Annotated in this window: 16 protein-coding genes; 14 read left to right on the top strand and 2 right to left on the bottom strand. The window is 43.4% G+C overall.

Features of this window, described 5'->3' with window-relative positions; all coding sequences use genetic code 11:
- Positions 1-128: 128 nt before the first annotated feature.
- From NST94_RS18985 to NST94_RS18935, 11 genes are all read left to right on the top strand, one after another.
- Positions 129-1,127, top strand: coding sequence for a Gfo/Idh/MocA family oxidoreductase (locus NST94_RS18985; protein ID WP_339281180.1), 999 nt, complete (start codon positions 129-131; stop codon positions 1,125-1,127).
- A 2-nt stretch (positions 1,128-1,129) separates the two neighbouring features.
- Entirely contained in the window at positions 1,130-2,047 is a 918-nt protein-coding gene (locus NST94_RS18980; RefSeq protein WP_248548564.1) for an AraC family transcriptional regulator, read from the top strand.
- Positions 2,048-2,064: 17 nt separating this feature from the next.
- On the top strand, positions 2,065-3,147 hold the full coding sequence (locus tag NST94_RS18975; protein WP_076190679.1) for a Gfo/Idh/MocA family oxidoreductase: 1,083 nt from the start codon (positions 2,065-2,067) through the stop codon (positions 3,145-3,147).
- A gap of 137 nt (positions 3,148-3,284) precedes the next feature.
- Positions 3,285-3,989 carry a response regulator transcription factor gene (locus NST94_RS18970; protein WP_076127275.1) on the top strand — a complete coding sequence of 235 codons (705 nt, stop codon included), beginning with the start codon at positions 3,285-3,287 and terminating at the stop codon, positions 3,987-3,989.
- 3 nt (positions 3,990-3,992) lie between these two features.
- Positions 3,993-5,378: a HAMP domain-containing sensor histidine kinase gene (locus tag NST94_RS18965; RefSeq protein WP_339281179.1), complete on the top strand. Its 1,386-nt coding sequence runs from the start codon at positions 3,993-3,995 to the stop codon at positions 5,376-5,378.
- A gap of 90 nt (positions 5,379-5,468) precedes the next feature.
- A complete protein-coding gene (locus NST94_RS18960) occupies positions 5,469-6,002 on the top strand; it encodes a hypothetical protein (protein ID WP_076127272.1) in 534 nt (177 codons plus the stop codon).
- A 138-nt stretch (positions 6,003-6,140) separates the two neighbouring features.
- A complete protein-coding gene (locus tag NST94_RS18955) occupies positions 6,141-7,262 on the top strand; it encodes an FtsW/RodA/SpoVE family cell cycle protein (protein ID WP_076127270.1) in 1,122 nt (373 codons plus the stop codon).
- Positions 7,263-7,292: 30 nt separating this feature from the next.
- A complete protein-coding gene (locus NST94_RS18950; RefSeq protein WP_076127268.1) occupies positions 7,293-8,312 on the top strand; it encodes an LCP family protein in 1,020 nt (339 codons plus the stop codon).
- Positions 8,313-8,491: 179 nt separating this feature from the next.
- Positions 8,492-9,667 carry an MFS transporter gene (locus NST94_RS18945; RefSeq protein ID WP_339281178.1) on the top strand — a complete coding sequence of 392 codons (1,176 nt, stop codon included), beginning with the start codon at positions 8,492-8,494 and terminating at the stop codon, positions 9,665-9,667.
- Between the two features lie 252 nt (positions 9,668-9,919).
- Positions 9,920-13,090 (top strand): GNAT family N-acetyltransferase, encoded by a 3,171-nt coding sequence (locus NST94_RS18940; protein WP_339281177.1) that lies wholly within the window; start codon positions 9,920-9,922, stop codon positions 13,088-13,090.
- The gene (locus NST94_RS18935) at positions 13,077-13,952 is read left to right on the top strand and encodes an amidohydrolase family protein (protein ID WP_076104960.1); all 876 of its coding nucleotides are present in this window, start codon (positions 13,077-13,079) and stop codon (positions 13,950-13,952) included. Before NST94_RS18940 ends, NST94_RS18935 begins: the two co-directional genes overlap by 14 nt.
- 137 nt (positions 13,953-14,089) lie before the next feature.
- On the opposite strand, the gene NST94_RS18930 is transcribed toward NST94_RS18935, so the two are convergent.
- Positions 14,090-14,479, bottom strand: a complete 390-nt coding sequence (locus tag NST94_RS18930) for a hypothetical protein (RefSeq protein ID WP_076127262.1) — start codon at positions 14,477-14,479, stop codon at positions 14,090-14,092.
- Positions 14,480-14,752: 273 nt separating this feature from the next.
- On the opposite strand from NST94_RS18930, the gene NST94_RS18925 reads away from it, so the two are divergent.
- Both NST94_RS18925 and NST94_RS18920 read left to right on the top strand, forming a co-directional pair.
- On the top strand, positions 14,753-15,142 hold the full coding sequence (locus NST94_RS18925) for a BlaI/MecI/CopY family transcriptional regulator (protein ID WP_076143756.1): 390 nt from the start codon (positions 14,753-14,755) through the stop codon (positions 15,140-15,142).
- On the top strand, positions 15,142-16,971 hold the full coding sequence (locus tag NST94_RS18920) for a M56 family metallopeptidase (protein WP_339281176.1): 1,830 nt from the start codon (positions 15,142-15,144) through the stop codon (positions 16,969-16,971). The genes NST94_RS18925 and NST94_RS18920 overlap by 1 nt, the downstream gene beginning before the upstream one ends.
- 668 nt (positions 16,972-17,639) lie before the next feature.
- Here NST94_RS18920 and NST94_RS18915 read toward each other — a convergent pair.
- A complete protein-coding gene (locus tag NST94_RS18915) occupies positions 17,640-18,266 on the bottom strand; it encodes a glycoside hydrolase domain-containing protein (RefSeq protein WP_076190697.1) in 627 nt (208 codons plus the stop codon).
- 255 nt (positions 18,267-18,521) lie between these two features.
- On the opposite strand from NST94_RS18915, the gene NST94_RS18910 reads away from it, so the two are divergent.
- Entirely contained in the window at positions 18,522-19,640 is a 1,119-nt protein-coding gene (locus tag NST94_RS18910; RefSeq protein WP_175617282.1) for a copper amine oxidase N-terminal domain-containing protein, read from the top strand.
- Positions 19,641-19,685 lie beyond the last annotated feature (45 nt).

Here is a 19,685-nt window from a genome sequence, read left to right as displayed (position 1 = left end):
TCACTCCGGATTTTATGTGTCGTAATATTATATATGTTTTGTCGCATTTTCCTACTAAAAAAGCTGTTTGTTATGTGTTATTTTTATAGCAGATGTCAGAATAACATATATACGGGAGGCACAAGTAAATGACCATTAGAATTGGTAAGCTCAGCTATTGGCATGTGCATGCATGGGATTATACCAAGCAAGCTCAGGAGCATGAAGATACCGTATTAGCTGCAGTTTGGGACGAAAACGTAGAGCGTGGGAACAAAGCTGCGGAAAGCTTGAATATTCCTTTTTTTGAATCACTGGATGATCTGCTTGCGCAAGAGGATATAGATGCCGTTATCGTGGATGCACCAACGAATATGCATAGAGACGTAATCGTGGCTGCGGCCAAGGCGGGCAAACATATTTTCACAGAAAAAGTTATTGCCCCAACGTTAAAAGAAGTTAACGCAATTATCGCAGAAGTTAACGAGAACAAAGTGAAGCTAACGGTCTCCTTGCCTCGTTTAAATGACGGCTATACATTAACTATTCAAGAGATTCTAAGTCAGGAGCTGCTCGGCAAGATTACTTACGTTAGAGTTCGCTTATCCCATAACGGAGCAACGGAAAGCTGGCTTCCTGATCATTTCTTTAGCTTGGAGCAATGTGGAGGCGGAGCTTTGATTGATCTTGGCTGTCATCCCATGTATTTGGCGAAGCTTTTCTTAGATCAAGATGTGACTGGGGTTAGTGCTAATTTTGGGTATGTAACCGGTAAAGAAGTGGAAGATAATGCTGTAGTGACATTATTTACGGATTCAGGAGCAATTGGTGTGATGGAGGCTGGTTTCGTGAATAGTCATTCGCCGTTTACTATCGAGGTGCATGGAACTGAAGGAACGCTGCTTTACGGAACACCAGAGAATAAGCTTCTTCTTAGAACGAACAAATCCACGGATAAAGAAGAAGGCTGGAAAGAAGTAGCCCTGCAAAGCAATCGTGAAAGCGCCTTCCATCAATGGGTTGATCATATTCAAAATAATACACTCGCCACTCACAATGTTGAAATGGCAGTTGAGCTTACCAGATTAATGGAGGCGGCGAACCGCTCGGCTAAAGAAGGCTGTGTAATTCCGATTGGGAGGACTTAACGTTGAGCAGCTTTCCCTATGAGATGATGTTTGAGAAGCAGGACATGCTTGAAAGATTGGATATCACGATTCTATGGGGACATTACGAGATTACAGTGTTTAGATTTCATTTGACATCTTTTCCACCGGGCAGAGTAGTCGAGTTCCATAATCATTCTGAATTTGAGTTTCATTTCATTCCGCGCGGGAAGGGAGAAGTCATTCTTGGGGATCAAAAGTATCCTCTGTCAGAGGGAATGTTCTATCTAACCGGACCAGGTGTCATGCATCGTCAAGAGGCAGCCGCAGATGAATCCATGGAAGAGCTATGCCTGCATGTTGACATCAAGAAGAGGATCCGGGATGATGCTGATCTTTGGGAGGTTGCGGAAGCTGAGACCTGTGTGGAGAAGCTGAAGTGTTTACCCTTGGTCCCAGCACAAGATTATCACGGGGCTATGAAGTGTTTTCGAGAAGCGTACGAAGCATGCGATGGGAAGTTGACCGGATATTATACTTCAATTAAGCATCTCGTGATTAGTATTTTATTAAAGGCCGTTAGAGCGTATGATTCAGGCGGGATCCGCACGGAGGCGCCGGTTAGAGATATGCTGACTTACCGGTATCAATACGCAATGCAATATATGGAAGCGAATTATTCAGGAACGGTTACCTTAGAAAATGTTGCGGAAAAGCTGAATATTAGTTCAAGGCAGCTGCAGCGGGTGTTTAAGCAAGTAAATGCAGAACAATCATTCAGTAGGGCGCTTGAGGACATCCGATTGCAAGCGGTCTGCCGCAAGCTTGAAGAAAGCAATTATCCGATAGAACAAATCGCACAGTCGGAAGGGTTTACCAATGCTACCTATTTGCATATTGTCTTCCGCAAGCGGTTAGGCATGACACCGGCAACTTATCGAAACAGCAAACAAATCCATTAGAGGTGAGGGTGAAGGATATGAGTAAGGTTTTTCGTGTAGGGATTATTGGATGTGGTGGTATTGCGAATGGCAAACATCTTCCAAGTTTGAGCAGACAAAGTAAGGTTGAGATCGTGGCTTTTTGTGACATTATTAAAGAACGTGCTGAAGAAGCAGCGGAGAAATACGGAAATAATAAAGCTACTGTCTATACGGATTACACTGAACTATTAAAAGATCAATCCATTGATATTATTCATGTGCTTACGCCTAATGATGTCCATGCGGAAATATCAATCGCTGCACTAGAAGCCGGAAAACATGTGATGTGCGAAAAACCAATGGCTAAGACAGCGGCAGATGCCAAACGAATGGTTGAAGCAGCGAAACGTACAGGCAAGAAGCTGACCATTGGATATGACAACCGATATAGAGAAGACAGCTTATATTTGAAAAAAGCCTGTGAGTCCGGAGAGCTTGGTCATATCTATTTTGCAAAAGCACATGCCATCAGACGGAGAGCCGTACCGACCTGGGGAGTATTTCTTGATGAAGAGAAACAAGGCGGCGGTCCGCTTATCGATATCGGAACTCATGCGCTGGACCTAACCCTTTGGATGATGGATAACTATAAACCTAAAGTCGTGCTGGGCACTAAATATCATGAACTTTCACAAAAAGAAGAAGCCGCCAACGCATGGGGACCGTGGGACCCTAAAAAGTTCACCGTGGAGGACTCAGCCTTTGGAATGGTCGTAATGGAGAATGGCGCAACAATCATGCTGGAAGCGAGCTGGGCTCTGAATTCACTAGACGTACATGAAGCGAAATGCAGCTTAAGTGGGACGGAAGCAGGCGCAGATATGAAGGACGGACTTAGAATTAACGGAGAGAAATTCAGCAAGCTGTACACTAATAAAATTGAGCTTGGGGCAGGCGGCGTTGCCTATTATGAAGGAAAAGCTGAAAGTGCTCCGGATATAGAATTAAGAAAGTGGATTGAAGCGATTGAACAGGATAAGGACCCGGTTGTAACTCCTGAACAGGCTTTTGTTGTTTCGCAAATATTGGAAGCTATTTATGAATCGGCGCAGACCGGCAAGGCTGTGTATCTGGATTAGATTTTGACAACTATAGCGATTTAGAGTAATATCCACTTGTGATTTAATTATAGGGATCTGAGACAAGACTCTCTCTTTACCGGGAGAGTTTTTTTGTTTTTTACTTGTTTAGACTCTGGGTAATAGGGGTGGAAATCGTGGATACTATTGATCGCAATCATGTGCTTATTGTGGAAGATGACGATAATATTAGACGTTTTATATCTATAAATTTAACGAATAACGGGTTTGTGGTTAGTGAAGCTGCTTGTGGAGAAGAAGCCTTGCAGAGCTTTGAGGTGAGCCGTCCAGATGTTCTGGTTCTGGATATCATGTTGCCTGATTCTAATGGGTTCGAAATATGCCGAAAGCTAAGAGAGAAAGACGCTGGGGTCATCATCATTTTCTTAACCGCTCGTGGACAGGATATGGACAAAATCAATGGCCTTGAAATGGGTGCTGACGATTACATTGTTAAACCTTTTAATCCATTAGAATTGGTAGCACGTATTAAAGCGATTTTGCGCCGTACAGAATCAGCTCTCAAGCCGCAAAAAACGATACTTCAAGCTGGACCGATTCGGCTGGATCTGAATGCAAACAAGATGTTTAAGCAGGATGACAGCATTGAATTAACTCCGAAGGAATTTCAGATGATGAAGACCTTTCTGGAGCATCCGGATACAGCACTCTCTAGGAATGAATTAATGAATCTTGTCTGGGGAGAGGATTATATTGGAGATCCTAAGACGGTAGATGTTCATGTGCGTAAGTTAAGAGAGAAAATTGAGGTTGATCCTTCTAATCCGCTTTGGATTGAGACGGTATGGGGGCTCGGATACCGCTTTAGAAAGGATGGTTGAAGAATGGGGATTCAGAAAAGATTAGTAGGAAGCTATTTTGTAGTCATCTGTCTTACTGTGCTCATTCTTGAAATCATTCTTAATGTATCTGTGCGATATTATTATTTTCATAACATAGGGGAAACCCTGATGAATCAAGCAGAGCTATCGGCTTCTTTTTTTCAGCAATACTTTGGGGACCAGGATCTGGAGGAACAATCGGATAGGTTACTGAAGGGTTTTGCGAGTCATTCCGATGCACAGGTACAGATTATTAATGTTGAAGGCCGGCTGTTACAGGATTCAAATGGACTTCAAGGCGATCTTACTATGACTGAGTACATAGATGTGCAAGCAGCAATAAAAGGGCAGCCCGGCAGTTGGAAAGGTGCGGACCCTAACACAGAGGAAGCGATTTACGCGGTATCCTATCCTTTACAAGCGAATGGAAACATCGTGGGGGGAGTCAGATTTATCACGTCCTTAACGGAAACTATACATACAGTTAAACAGATTACGGTTTTACTGATCGGGGTGGGGATCATCGTCATTGGCATTGTCACCTTACTTGGATTATTACTGTCTTGGACCATAACCAGATCCATTAAAGATTTGAAGCAGGCAGCAGACCAGATGACCGAAGGTGATTTTAGCATCAGAGTGCATAAGCGCTATCAAGATGAGCTGGGTTCATTGGCGGATACGTTAAATATGATGGCAAGCCGAATCTCCAAGAGTGAACAGCTTAAGAATGATTTTATCGCTTCCGTATCCCATGAACTGCGAACACCCTTGACCTCGATCAAAGGTTGGGCAATTACCTTAAAGGCGAGTGAGGTGAGTAATCAACCTCTGTTTTATGATGGGCTTGATATTATTGAATCCGAAAGTGACAGGTTAACTAATATGGTGGATGAATTGTTGGATTTCTCCAAGTTGGATAACGGAAGAATCGCCGTTCACTTCACATCTGTGGATCTAACAGAACTACTGCAGCATATCGGCAGACAACTTACCCCTAGAGCGACCCGACAAGGCATCTCACTAGATGTAAAAATAGAAGAACATCTGCCAGTGATTCAAGCTGACGAGAATCGTGTGAAGCAAGTCATGATTAATCTCATTGATAATTCACTCAAATTTACTGGTTCATCAGGTCGAATCTTTATCACCGCTCATACGGTTCCAGGGAAAGTCGTGATTTCTGTAGAGGATACAGGCTCAGGCATCGCTGAGACGGATTTAGAGAATGTGCGGCAAAAATTCTACAAAGGGGATCAACAGGCTTCGGGCAGCGGCTTGGGATTATCCATCTCGGAACAGATCATTAAATTGCATCATGGAGAGCTGCGAATAAGCAGCACTTTAGGCAAAGGAACGATTGTCCAATTTGACTTACCGATAGAATAAGAATTCAAATTTAACTATTTCATAACCACTTTCATCTCTTTCACAGATAAAATACTATATATGCGGACAAGCGAGGAGTCGATGATCCAAATGCCGAGCAAATTCATAAAAATAGGTACCCTGTTGACAACTTTATTTTTGCTCGGAGGATGCGGAGTCCCGGCGACACCCGGAGAGCTGATTAAACCTCCATCATCAGAAGCAAATCTGCAGCGAGACAAAACGAGCCAGGAATTTATTAAGTGGCTTCCAGACAAAGCTCAATTGATAACTCCGATGAAGGGACAAGAAGATAATGCCATCTCCTTTGGCGATATGGATGGAGACGGAATCGACGAAGCTGTAGTTGTGTATGAGTACAGTAAAAACAAAGGATACACTATAAAAGCAATGTTGTTGAGGCAGGAAAATGAAGCTTGGCAGAAGATTTCCGAGGTTGAGGGGTTTGGGTATGGTCTAGATTATGCCGGATTCTTTGATGTTGATGAAGATGGCCATAACGAGCTTGCACTGGGCTGGTCATTGGGTGAGGCTGGGAATGGTCTGGATATTTATACGCTAAGTGAAGATAAACTTAAGCTGTTATCGAAGAAGGCGTATCAGGGCAAATTTGATTTGAGGTAATCATTTAACCTAATCATCCGCAGCGCTTCATTGAGAAAAAAGAAGTAAAAGTGCTCAGCGGATTATTTATAATGCCCATTTTCATGTATATATCCCCTACACAACAAGAAAACTACAGAAATAAAATAGAGGTTGTAAATGCTTATCTCTACCAAAATTGCAAAGCTGGACAGATCCGTACTTTTTCTCACCACCTGCTTAGTTGGCATGGGTACTGTTGCTATTTATGAAGCGACTACGGATACGCGGTTAGACGGTCTTTACATAAGTTATTTGTATTTATTTGCTTTATTTTGCCTACCCATGTTATTCATTGCTTTGGTAGATTATAAGATTCTATTAGGCAGGTTAGCGTATCTCTTTTATGGCGTGGGCATAGGTTTACTAGTACTAGTCAAGCTGGTTGGAGAAAACCTCAATGGTGCCGTGCGTTGGTTAAGTATTGGGAGCTTTCAGCTTCAGCCCTCCGAGCTGGCTAAAATATGTACGGTGCTGCTCATTGCTCATCTATTAGGTACACGAGAGGGCCAGCGGCTGCGGTTTTTTCAAGATTTAGTGCCGGTCGGTTTTGTTTTTTTAATTCCTTTCATTTTAATAATGGATCAGCCCGATTTGGGTACAGCACTCGTATTTGCTGGCATATTACTTAGTATGCTGTGGATTGGTAACATCCGTGCTCTATATATGATTCTGATCCTTGGTGTTGTGATTATTTCGATCGGCACGATACTATGGCTGTATTATGCTAACTTCGACCTGTTATCCAAGATTGTCGAGCCCCATCAATTGTCACGAATCCAAGCTTTTTTGGACCCGCAGAGCGATCCAGATAAGTCTTGGCATGTGAAAAACGCAATGATAGCCATTGGCTCCGGAGGATTATCGGGCAGTGAAGGTATTTTTTTGCGAAAAGGATATATTCCATATGCGTATTCCGATTCGATCTATGTAGTCATCGGGGGAAAATACGGTTTTATAGGTTCATCCGTGCTGCTGATGCTTTATTTGCTGCTCGTGTACCGAATGATCTTTATTGCGCTGGATAGTAGGGACCGTGCGGGTACCTATATTGTCACCGGGTTTATCGCTATGTTCATCTTTCAAGTTTCCGTTAATCTTGGGATGCATATTGGGTTACTGCCCCTAACGGGGATTTCATTGCCTTTTATTAGTTATGGAGGCAGCTCGTTGCTAACTAATATGATAGCGATTGGCATAGTGCTAAGTGTTAAAGTTCATAAGGATGAAAGCGCTGATTGAATAAGCTATTGGAACTGAGTGGAGGAAATTATGTCTAACAAACGCAAGTGGACAACAACCCGTAAAATTCTGACGAGCATTGGTCTTGTCTTAGGCGCAACTATTATAGGGATTGGAGTATATGCAGGGTATTTATACAAAAAGACGGATGATGCGATACAGCGTATGGCAGCTCCAGTCACCGTACAACCCACTGCTGCTCCAGAGGAAAAAAAGGAGGCGGTATCGGTTGAACCTATGATTTTTCTGCTTGCCGGGGTAGATAGCCGGGACGGTGGCGGTGGAGTAATGAATACTGATGTTCTGATGCTTGTCAGCTTCAATCCGGACACGAAATCGACGAGTTTCTTATCTTTACCCAGGGATTTGTTGCTAAAACCTAAATCGTTACCTTCCCGTAAAGCCAATTATTATTATGCTTATCATTACATAAAAGACAAAACAGAGGCTATTCCGAATACAAAAGAGTTTTTCAGCAATTTGCTCGGTCTGCCGATTGATCACATGGTTGTGGTGAATTTTGATGTGTTGCAGGAGACCGTGGATTTGCTTGGCGGACTGACTATAGATGTAGATATGGATATGAAATATACCGATACGGCAGATGGTACACACATCGATTTAAAGAAAGGCTTGCAGAAGCTGGATGGCCAACAAGTTCTTGATTTTGTGCGGTACCGTAAATCGAATCAAGGAACGGCTGAATCCTCCGATTTCCAGCGTAATGATCGGCAGCAGCAAGTAATCAAGCAGATTCTGGATAAGCTAGGAAACTTCCAAGGTGTGTCCCAATGGGGAAATGTATTGGATATCATTGGTGAAAATGTGAAGACGGATATTCCTCAAGCAGATCTGCAGCAGTGGTTATTCAACTTCCCTAAACTTAAACCAGAGCATATTAATTCCTTACATGTGGAATCTCTTTGGAAGAGCCCGTATGTCTATGTGAATAAAGAGGATCTAAAACAAGCACTTACTACTCTGAGTACGGAAGCAGGCGTCAGCTCCGAAAGCTCATTACACTTGGAGAATGTTGGAACGGTGGATTAACATCTATGACCCTGCTCTTAAGAGCAGGTTTTTTTGTTTGTTCTACTATAAATCCCGCTAACCAGTAAAGTAATCCGCCAAGAGGTAGAGGCCTGACTTCCATGCATAGTACCATAAACACAGCGATTATGACGAATCGTATATTGTTTCTGGTTTACTTGAGAGGAGAAGGGAATTTTATGAAATACAGACGGGGTATTATGTTTCTAATCGTACTTACAGGAATGATCTCAATAGCTGCTTTTAATCCGATTATTGGTCCGCTTGCGCGAAATTTGGGGCTGAGTGATTTTCAATCAGGATGTTTAGTATCGGTGGCGGGGTTATGTTGGCTGCTCGGAGGATATTTCTGGGAAAAACAAACGTTTATGAGCCGAAAGTGGCTGCTTGCTTCGATTATGTTCGTCTATATGGCCACACTCATCATTTTTGCACTATTGGCTGATTATGCAGTAAATGCACAGAGTAAAGAGAGTCTGTTTTGGAGTTTCTTTTTACTTCGCGCAATCGCTGGCTTTTTCTTTGGAGGAATTCCGGCATTAGCACAAGCTTATGTTATGGGCTGGAGTACAAAAGAAACCCGTACACAAGGAATGGCATTATTTGGTGCGGCCAACGGTCTTGGTTTCGTAGTGGGACCCGCAATGAGTGGAGGAATGGCTTCACTGGGCCTGACCTCACCAATGTACGCGGCCGCTATTTTATTGTTCACCTTGGCTATATTGTTTCTGGTGTTTATTCCTAAAGAAAAGAATATTGAGATTGAGCGGCAGGCGATTTCACTTTCCCCCAATGATCGACGGATACGCCTCTATTTATGGATTGGACTTTTGCTTTCGTTTGCTCTGAATATCGTGCAGGTTACTATCGGATTTTTTGTGCAGGATAGCTTGGGTTACAGTACTCAGCAAGCCACTCAGTTAATTGGAATGGGGCTGGCGATCTCGGGAATAATGGTAGTGCTCTCGCAAATTGTAATCAGTAAGTATCTCAAATGGCATCCTAAAAAAGTGCTGCTCGTGGGACTCTTATTTGTTGCCTTAGGCTTGCTGGGATTGTTATTGTTCATCAGATTTGCGTATGTAGACTTTACATTTTTGGGTATTGGCATCGGCTTTACACTGCTCGGCTACAGTGCGGGTGCTTCAATGGCGGTTCAAGACCATGAGCAAAGAAGCGTTGCTTCCTTTATTGCGGCCCTGCAAGGGGGCGGGTCATTCATAGGGCCAGTTATAGGTACGGCTTTATACATCGTTAATATGGCGCTTCCTTATTCTATCTGCGTACTGCTGATATGTATTGTAGGTCTCGCTAATATGAAGAAAAGAGCGGCGGATCGTGTGGAGAATTGTTAAAGAAGAAAGGCTCCTCTTAGGAGCAGCTTCAGGCTGTCGAGGGTGACTCGACAGCTTTTTTTGTAGCTTTCTGCTGGCAGTGAGTTTATGTAGAAAATAAGGAGAAAGAGTTTTTTACCTCGTATTGAGCTTCCAGTTAATAGTATAATAAGAACTCGTAGGAGTTATTTCAATATGTTGTAGAGAGGTTATCCAGAATAACTGTATACGAATACATACTCATATTTTTTTGAGGAATAAGGAGATGAAGACATGACTGTAAAAACTACAGCGGAACAAATCCGCATTATCGAATACGATTCTTCTTATGCTGGGGCAGTCGCAGAAATGTGGAACCGCAGCAACGAAAGCTGGGGCGGAGGCACCAATCAAAGAACTGAGGACAGTGTGCGCCGTGAGATGGAGATCTCGTCCAATCTTAATGCCTTTCTTGCCGTTGATGGCAAAGAGGTAGTCGGCTTCTGCAGCTTCGCCCACTACCGTCAAGATGAAGGGGCTTTGTATGTCCCGCTATTGAATGTACGCCCCGATTATCACGGATACAAGGTTGGCCGCAATCTGATTCTGAACGCTGTTCGCCAAACAATAGAAGCGGGCTGGCCACGTCTTGATCTGTTCACCTGGGCAGGTAATACGAAAGCCGTACCGATGTATAAGAAATGCGGATTTTTTTGGGAGAAAAATGAAGATTACGTCCATCTGATGAATTTCATTCCAACAGTACTGCAAACGGAAGCACTTGCTCCTTATTTTGAAGAACTGGATTGGTATGCAGACAGTACCCGTGAACTTCCCATCCAGCCAGATGGCCGCCAGGAGCGTGGCTTTGACTTCTTTGATTACACTTGGCAAAAGGGAAAACTCTCCTTGCGGGCGGAATTCGAGAAGACTGGCCGCGGTCTGACCGCTCTTGATACACCAGACTATGAAATCTCTACGGAAATTGATGATCATGATCTTGTGTTTGGTTCGACCTACAAGATTCGCTATCGCATCAAGAATCGTTCGACGTCTGAGCTGGCCATTGAGATCGAAGGCCAGAACGATAAAAATATCCGTTTTGCTCTATCTGCTGCGCGAATACTCGCTCCAGGTGAAACGGTTATCGTGGAAGGTGATTTTGAGCTTGATTCAGTTCGGGAAGAACAGAACGATAAGAAGACACACCCCGTTGTTATGAGCAAGTGGATCATCGGTGGCAAGCGTGCGGAATTCCGCATTGGCGTTGCTCCTAAATTTCCACTCAAAATGAAGATAGCGCTGCCACACCGGGAACTGTATCTGGGTCTTCCTTCGGAACTGTACCTTAATGTGGAGAATAATTTTGCTGCAGAAGCAGAATTTTCTTTTGATTTGCCCGAAGACGAATTCCTCGTATGGGCGGACCGTACAGTAAGCTTCACTGTTCCAGCTAAGAGTAAGGCTTCTATTCAAGTACCTTTTACCCTAAATTCATACGGTCTTTATTCACAGGCTATTGAGGTAACGGCCGTTCCGGTTGGAGAGAAGGCAGTCACCTTCATAAGCAAACTATCCGTTCTAATGAAGGGAACGCATGGCCGCTTTGGCGGGGAAAACGGGGATCAGTGGGTGGCTGTGAATGGCGCTTACTCTATTCATCTTAATAATACCGACAATGGAATGTGGATTGAATATCCCGGCTCGAGCCATAATTTCTGGTTGACCCATCCGAAGTTAGGCAAGCCATTCGCAGAAGAATTCTCTAAGAAACAGGTCAAAGAAGTAAAGATCTATTCTGAAGGGGAGAGCCAGGTTCTCGAATCTCTTTACGAGTCGGAAGAATTCCCGGGTCTTGAGATAAAAAGAGTGGCTAAGCTATTTGCCAACGGAATCGCTGAGTTTTATAGTGAGGTCTGCAATACCAATAGTGATATCCTGGAAGAAGACATGTATCTGTTGACGAATTTCGGCTTTTTCGGTAAACAGCTCATCTTGCCATATCAGGGCCAATACGTGGACATGGGCGATGCTTACTCAGGCGATCCAAGTCTTTGGGACAGTGCACAAATTACGGAGAACTGGTTGTTCTGCAAGGAAGAGAACGTCACATGCGGAATCTGCTGGGATCCTTCGCTAAAATTGCTTCGTCCGGAATACCCGCTTGGGCTGGAGCATAATCTTGGCCGAATCTCCGCTGGAGATGTCGTACGGACAAAAACTATGGTGTTTGCTCTTAACACCTTCCTTAAGTGGTCGGAATTCCGCGCCTTTGCCCTAAAACAGCAGAATTCGGTCATACCGGTGTTGGATGACCATCTTGAGCTAACGCTCGGCGGTGGAAATCCTTTTGCGGCAGGGGCACTTCATGCCGAGCTAATCGAACGAAAGATGACACCGCTTGATGGAAGCCTTGAATTGTATGTACAGGCTGATGGAGAAGAGGAGCGAAGTGTCGCTGAGATGGAGTTGCAAAGAGGACAAAATTTGCACTCCGCTGGTTTTGAACTCTCTACTGAGGATACAGAATCACGAGAACACAACGAATCTGGCCGTAAGGTCCGGGTCGTCTATCGTGGTGAGGATCGCATTCAAGAGCGAACAGGCCTCTGGTTTCCACAAACGGAAACAAGCGTTGTTTGTGGGATAGAAGAAGGACCTGAGGGTCCCATTTACACAGTGAGCAACGGAGTTCTATCTATTGCAGCTGCTCCTGATTTCGGCAGCGTTGTGCATTCCTTGAAGCACCAAGGAGAAGAGTGGCTGGACAGCACCTTTCCGAAAGCTGAACCACGTTCCTGGTGGAATCCTTGGCATGGTGGACTCGGTGTGGGTATTTCTGGCATAGGCGGATTTAGCCGGTTGCAGGAGCCAAGAAGCGCAGCTTGGACGGAGCAGATGGATGATCACGGCAACGTCTGGAAGGGATTGAGACTGACCACTTCGATGGAGAAGCAGGAAGCAAACCGGGGGATCACGATCAATCAGCATTACCTCATGCTGCCCGGAGTTCCTGTGCTCTGTGTGTTGATTTCAGTAACCAATGAAAGTGGAATGACGCTGCCGCATTATTCGCTATCCGAGGATAGTTACTTTAAGCCTTCACCAATCTATTCGGAAGGCTGGATGGAGCTCCCAGAGGAAGGCAACTTCCCTATCGGGAAGGTCGAAGCCCATCTGGAATCCAAGGGGCTTATCCGAATCGGTGCAACTTCGCGTAAAGACATGCTGCATGTGGTGCATAGTTATCCTAATCAGAGAGCTATGTCTTACGTGAACAATAAGGTATTCACATATGGTGTGAATCACCATCTACTACTACTGAACGGAGAAACCGCTTGGACACAGCCGACCTTCATGATCATGGGAGAGCTCATTCTGGATCCAGAGGCAGTTCGTAATCTTATGAAGGTGACCTTTGCTAGTGCTTCTGACAAAAAGGAGACTATAAATGCCAATCATTGATATTCACATTCATCTGTCGGACATCGATAGCTTTCATCAGACAGCACTGGACCTCTCCAAAGTTGATTACACAGCTGCTGGGCTCAAAGCGGAGTTTGACAAGAACGACGTTGTTCTAGGCATTGGTATGGGGGTCACGGAGCAGACGAAGGGAGCCTTCCCTGACTCTGCCTCTCCCAATCCGATGGGTCTCGACTTGGAAGCCAGTGTGCCGCCATTCTTAATGGAATGCGTGGGCATTAATCCGAATATGCTCGGAGGAAAGGATGCTTTGGATGAGCTGGACCGAATTGAGGCACGGCTGCAAGCTCCTGAGGTAGCTGGTATTAAGCTCTATGCCGGGTACTATCATCATTACGTTTATGACAAAATCTACTCGCCGATCTATGAGCTGGCCGCCAAGTACGGCACGCCTGTGGTTATTCATACCGGTGATACGTATTCGATGAATGGATTGCTTAAGTATGCGCATCCGCTTACCGTGGACGAACTGGCGTTCCAACGGCGCGACGTGAACTTTATGATCTGCCATCTAGGCGATCCCTGGGTGATGGATGCTGCCGAAGTGGTCGCCAAGAATCCGAACGTCTATGCCGATTTGTCTGGTCTCGTTGTTGGTGATCGGCCTCATTTTGAGCGGTTCATGAATGAACCCCTGTTTATGGATCATTTTCGCCGGGCGTTGGTGTACTCTGATCACTATGAAAAAATGTTGTTCGGTACCGATTGGCCACTCGCGCCTATTGACCTGTATGCGGAGTTCGTCCGCCGGCTTGTGCCTGAGCAGCACCACGAAAAAGTATTTTATGAGAATGCCTTTGCATTATTCCCACGCATCCAGCAAAGAATTGCAGCGCTCTGAGCGGAGCGGGACAGTATATCTGAAGCGCAGGAAAATAATATAATTACGAACAAGCCATCCTTAGTTAGTACTAAAGGATGGCTTGTTTTTACATTTGTATGATGACCATGCCTATTTTTAGATTGAGTTTCCAAATTTTAATCTTCCTTTTCTTTACTTAACAGATCAGCTAGCTCAACCGAATTCTTATTTCTTAAATCCAGCATCTTTTCGCTATTGCTAGCTTTAATCAGGAAACCATCTTTCGTTTTAAAATCCATATAAAGGCTGAATCCGGCCACCTTTGAATTAGCGTAAGTAACAGTCATTCGATAAGTCGGTTCACCCACATCAACAGACCCGCGTACTTTTTTTACAGTTCTTATAGCATCTTCGAAGATTTGAAGGCTTTCACGGTCAGTATAAGTAATTTCTGTTGTTTCGGATGCAAGATTGACACTTACGATCTTTTGCGTGGGTCTGACTAATACAAATAATAAAATTAGTAAAATTATCAGTGAAAATGATAGAATACTAAATTTTTTCATAACCTACCTCCTTACTTAAGAATAATGCAGACCAATCACTTAGTTTCCAAAATAGTTATAAATTTCAGCTGAGTGTGCGTTGGTTATCATTGTTGGAATCTTATAAAAATTCCTAGGGTTCTATTTATTATTTGCTACTGGACTTGTGAAACCTTTATTAAAATAATAAACGTCTAAGAATGTATACATATTTTAGAAATAATGTGCTTGCTTTTTAATTACACGTTTGTATAATGAATGTATTACACAAATGTATAACAAGGAGAAATATGGATGAATAACAAAATCAAACGCTTGCCAGATGCTGAACTGGAAATTATGCTGGTGATTTGGAGAGCCGAGAGTTGGGTTAGCTCCTCTTATATTTTGAATCAACTGGGGGATAAACGTAAGTGGGCGCTTGCTACTTTGATGACAGTGCTGTCACGGCTGGTTGAAAAGGGCTTTCTATCTTGCGAAAAAGAAGGGCGGAGCAACCGTTATCTCGCTGCAATTTCTGAGACAGATTATAAAGAGAGCGAAGGGAAGTCTACACTTGAAAAGCTGTTTGGCAACTCTGTGCAGGATATGGTGATGTCCTTATACAACGGGAAGGCGATTGATAAAAGCGATCTTGCTGAGTTGCGGGAACTGCTCGATAGAGTAGATAAGGAGGAATCCTGATGATAACAGGTCTTTTTACAGATTTTCTGGTTATTTCTGTGACCCTTAGTTTAGTTATTATCGGCTTAATCACATTAACTCCCTTGTTAAGAAAACATTATTCGGCTAAGTTGAGCTATTGGATATGGTTGATCCTAACCTTGCGATTATTGTTGCCATTCAACTTTTCCTTTACCAATCCTCCTGTGGCGATTCAGCTACCCGAAGGTCAGGCCATAGCAACTGTCTTTCAAAGCTCAGTGTCCCAGAATTTGCAGGCGGATACGCCAGTAATCTCTCAGCCGGTCCAGACAGGGGATGTAAGCCATATCCCTTCTATAATTAATATTTTAGCTTACATCTGGGTTACTGGCGCTGTGCTTTTTTTAGGGTATCATTTGCTGAGTTATTTCTTTTTCAGGAAACAGGTGTTACGTTGGAGCAGCCCTCTTCAGAGAGAGGATATGTTCGCCAAGCTCAAACAAGTCGCTAAAGAAATGCATGTAACAACCACCATTGCGGTTCTGATAAGCAGTAAAGTTCCGAATCCGATGCTAATGGGTTTTTACAAGCCAACACTATTCTTGCCGCATGATCAATATAGTGACGAAGAGCTGGAGTTTATCTTAAAACATGAGCTGGTCCATTACAAAAGGCATGACATCATATATAAGCTACTGCTACTGATTGTGCAGGCACTGCATTGGTTTAATCCATTGGTCTGGTTCATGGCACGCGAAGCTGTCCGCGAAATTGAAATTTATTGTGATGACACCGTTGTACGTAAGCAAAATGCGGCATATCGAAAGAAATACTGCGAAGCCATTTTATCGGTTATGCAAAGTAATGCTACACGGCATGTAGCTTTATCAACGAATTTTGCAGGAGGAAAACACTCGATGAAGCAGAGATTTGGCAGTATTTTAAATATGAAAGAAAAACGAAATGGAGTAGGCGCATTTCTTGCGGTCTTAATGGTGGTTAGTGTAACAGCAGTGCTAGCAGCCTGTACCAACCTAACCGGCCAATCTACAGATACGGTGGCGCTCAAACCAGGTACTATTTATTCCTACAGCTCTAGTGGCGAACAAGTTGTTGTGCATGACGCTGGGAATGCGTATTCCATGGACGAGGATGGTAATGTCTCTGTCTCCTATCGGAAAGGGGAGATCCAAGCGCAAACGCCTTTAAAACTTGATACGACTGGAACAGAAATGGGGATGGGGAGAGCGGATACCGGATTTTATATCTCCGAGGACAAAACTGCAATTGTATATGGATTTGCGGATGGTAAAGAATCCCCTCTACATGTATTAATCAGTGATGACATGGGGAAATCGTGGAATAACTACAACATTGCAGGTGCAAAGGGTTATGACGCCAAGTTCATCGGGTTTACTGACAAACAAAATGGATGGATCGTCTCCGGAGGTTCTGCAGGCGTGGGACGCTCATTAAATTATGTATACCAGACCTCTGACGGCGGGAAGACATGGACGGAGCTTGGAAATCCTAACGATTTATACGCGGAAAGTTTAGCCGGGGCAGGGTTTTCTAACAAGGATATCGGATTCTTAGGGTTCAGATATTATGAAGATAATGGGCCTGTTATTTATTGGACCAAAGATAAGGGACAGTCATGGGAAAAACTCGTGGTATCCCTTCCGGAAACCTTTAATGAATATCAAAAAACGCCGCTTTCACCTATTTTTATTGGAAAAGAAGGATTGTATCCTATTCTGCTCAGCAAAGAGGGCAACACTGTAGGTACCATCTATCTGTCGAGTAAGGACAACGGCCTGAAGTGGACGTATGATCCCGCATATGATCAAATGGGCGATTCTAAATAGGAGCAAGTGGAGCAGGGGGTGATCTACAAAGATCTCGCCCCTTTTTTATACGGAGAGCGGACGAATTTAATATGTAGCGGCTTTTAATTGTATTTCGTACAGCTATTTTCGCTCGAAAAACTCGCTCATGAAGATAGTTGTATTTTGTACAGCTATTTTTTAGTTTTTTGCCGCTAAAGCTGATAACTGTGATTTTTAATTGTATAGAATACAGTTAAAGTGAGAAGTTAGCCTTTTACAGACGAAATAAGTGTATAAAGTGCAGTTATCTCATAGGTTGCATAAAGTTACAGCGATAAAATATACGGGGAGAGGATAGCGGAAGCAAGCTGCTGTCAGTGAAGAAAGCAAGCTGCTATCAGTGAGGAAAGCGAGTTGCTGTCAGTGTGGAATGGATGCTCGATCGTAATTCGGCTGGACATTGGAAAATTCTATGGATTTTTCTCCGAGGGTTGCCCAAAGAAGACATTAAAGTCGGATAGCTACGATTTATGATTATCTGCTTAAACAAACCGCTACAAACCAAAAACACCAGGCAGAGCTTCTCCATTAATCGGATAATCCATGCCTGGTTGTCTTTTTACTATTTTTATAATAACGAGACTTTATTTGAATCTATCATAATCTGCTTTCGTACGACGCCTCGTCACCGATAAAAGAGGAATAAATTACTTTTTCCAGCCTCCACCGCTATGTGAGGAGGACTCTACATAGTCTACGTTGATTTTGCCAGTGCTTGTTCCTACCTCAGTGTTGAAATTATATTGTCGCAGGTTCCAATCCTCGAAGGTTCCCTGCCAGTCATTATCTACGATGAAGGTGTAACGTGTTGTGGCGGAATTAGTGCCTCGAATATGAGAGCAGACTGCTCGTGATCCGTAAATACCCATTTTATAACCTTTGGAATTTTTAGTACTGCTGTCTAGCACTGATTTTATGCCTTGAAAATAAGGTACTATATTGTTTGTGATTTCGGTAGAGGTCATATCGCGGTCTATCGCAAAATAAATCGGAGTGCTGCTGGTTTGTCCCAAATCACTTGCTAATCCTACAGCCGTTTCAGCATCCTTAACCCCATTGGCTTTCGTAAAATGATCGAGCGATTTGCTGATTTGATAAAGGGATATGATATATAATCCCCCATCTGAAATCCGTGTAATCTCAGCTGAGGTGAGACCATCCTGGTATCCTTCGACGCGATTCAAATATCGGCAAACGAATGTGAATTTATTATTTTTAAGTGTAGTTAATCTTGCTGCTGTTACATTTGTAGCTGTATCACAACCTAAAGCCATTGTAATTGCCTTCTTTCAATTTTTTTGTTTAAGGTTTGGCGCCAACCTCCCTATCAATTTATGAGAAAACTTTCACAGATTCTTGGGGGAACAACGAAATGAGAGAAAAAGAGGCAGATTGAGAGGAATAATAGAAGGAGAGACTTTGAACTTAGAATTTACCATTATTGTTAACTTATAGGAACCTTTGGAATTAAACTGCGTCTATACCCTATGAAGAATTTATGATTTTCTAACATGGAGGTTGATCAAGATATGGATAAAAGATGGTTGCTAGCTCCAATACTTGTTGCATCATTGCTTGCTGCTCCAGTTGCGAATGCGGCATTGCCCGCTTACTTCACTTTCATTATGGATGGAGGCGGGAAAGGTACGAGCGCTGCACTAGTAAAGGATGGGATTACTTATGTTTCAGCCAGTCACTGGGAAGCGGCAGGACTTAAGGTTGTATGGGATAAATCGCATCAAAGAGCGGAGTTTACTGGATGGGGAAAAAAGATAGCCGTTCGTATTGGAAGTAAACAGGGGGTCCTTGATGGTAAATTGGTAAGTGTAGAAGGTGTTCCTTTTGAAATTAATGGTCAACTCTATGTACCTGCCCGTTTTCTTGTAAATTCATTAGGAGGAACAACGGTCAGCTGGGATGCGACGAAGAGGATATATACAGCAACTGGGCTATTGAACTATGCTAGTGCCAGCGCACAATTTGCTGGATCTACTTATACAGTGGATAAAAAAACAGGGGGTTTATATCTAACAGATTCCGCAGGACAAACTCGCTTGCTAACGAACCTTGGTTCGCAGTTATTCGATGCTGTTCAGTTCGATTTTCAGAAGACGCCGAAAGGCCTAATCTATCTGACCGTAACAGATGTTTACGGAGAACCACATATCAATAATAAATGGTATACGATGATTATTAAGGATGGAATGGTCATTCGCCACGCAAGTGTAGGATACCATCTTCGTTATGGTGACAATGTGAAAATAGCTGGCGATCAGCTCCTGCTTACCGATGGGAAAATATTACGATTAATTGAAGATGGAACAGGGAACGTAACGGAGACGATTAATCTGAACACCCTAGGTGGTAATTCGGATAATTATTTAGTGGAGGGAATGGACGAGGATTTTCTGCTGATTCGGTCCAATCAGCAAGGTTTCCTCATGATGATAGATCGTAAAACAGGTGCCAAAACATTGTTGTACAAGGCACTTCTTGACGTAGAGCAGCAAAAATATGCCGAAACAAACGACCTTCCTTTTTTTGGAGACAATCTGAAATTCCTGAAAAGAGAAGGGGATGCCCTGCTTTTTAATAATGAATATGCAAAAGACGGTAAGGTTTATAAGTTAATGCTGGACGGTTCATAATGGGGAGGCTGAGCGTTATCTCCGCAGGTTATCATAGTAAGATTT

This window comes from Paenibacillus sp. FSL H8-0282 (assembly GCF_037963825.1).
Taxonomy (GTDB): Bacteria; Bacillota; Bacilli; order Paenibacillales; family Paenibacillaceae; genus Paenibacillus_AQ; species Paenibacillus_AQ odorifer.
This window is presented reverse-complemented; position numbering and strand designations above follow the sequence as displayed.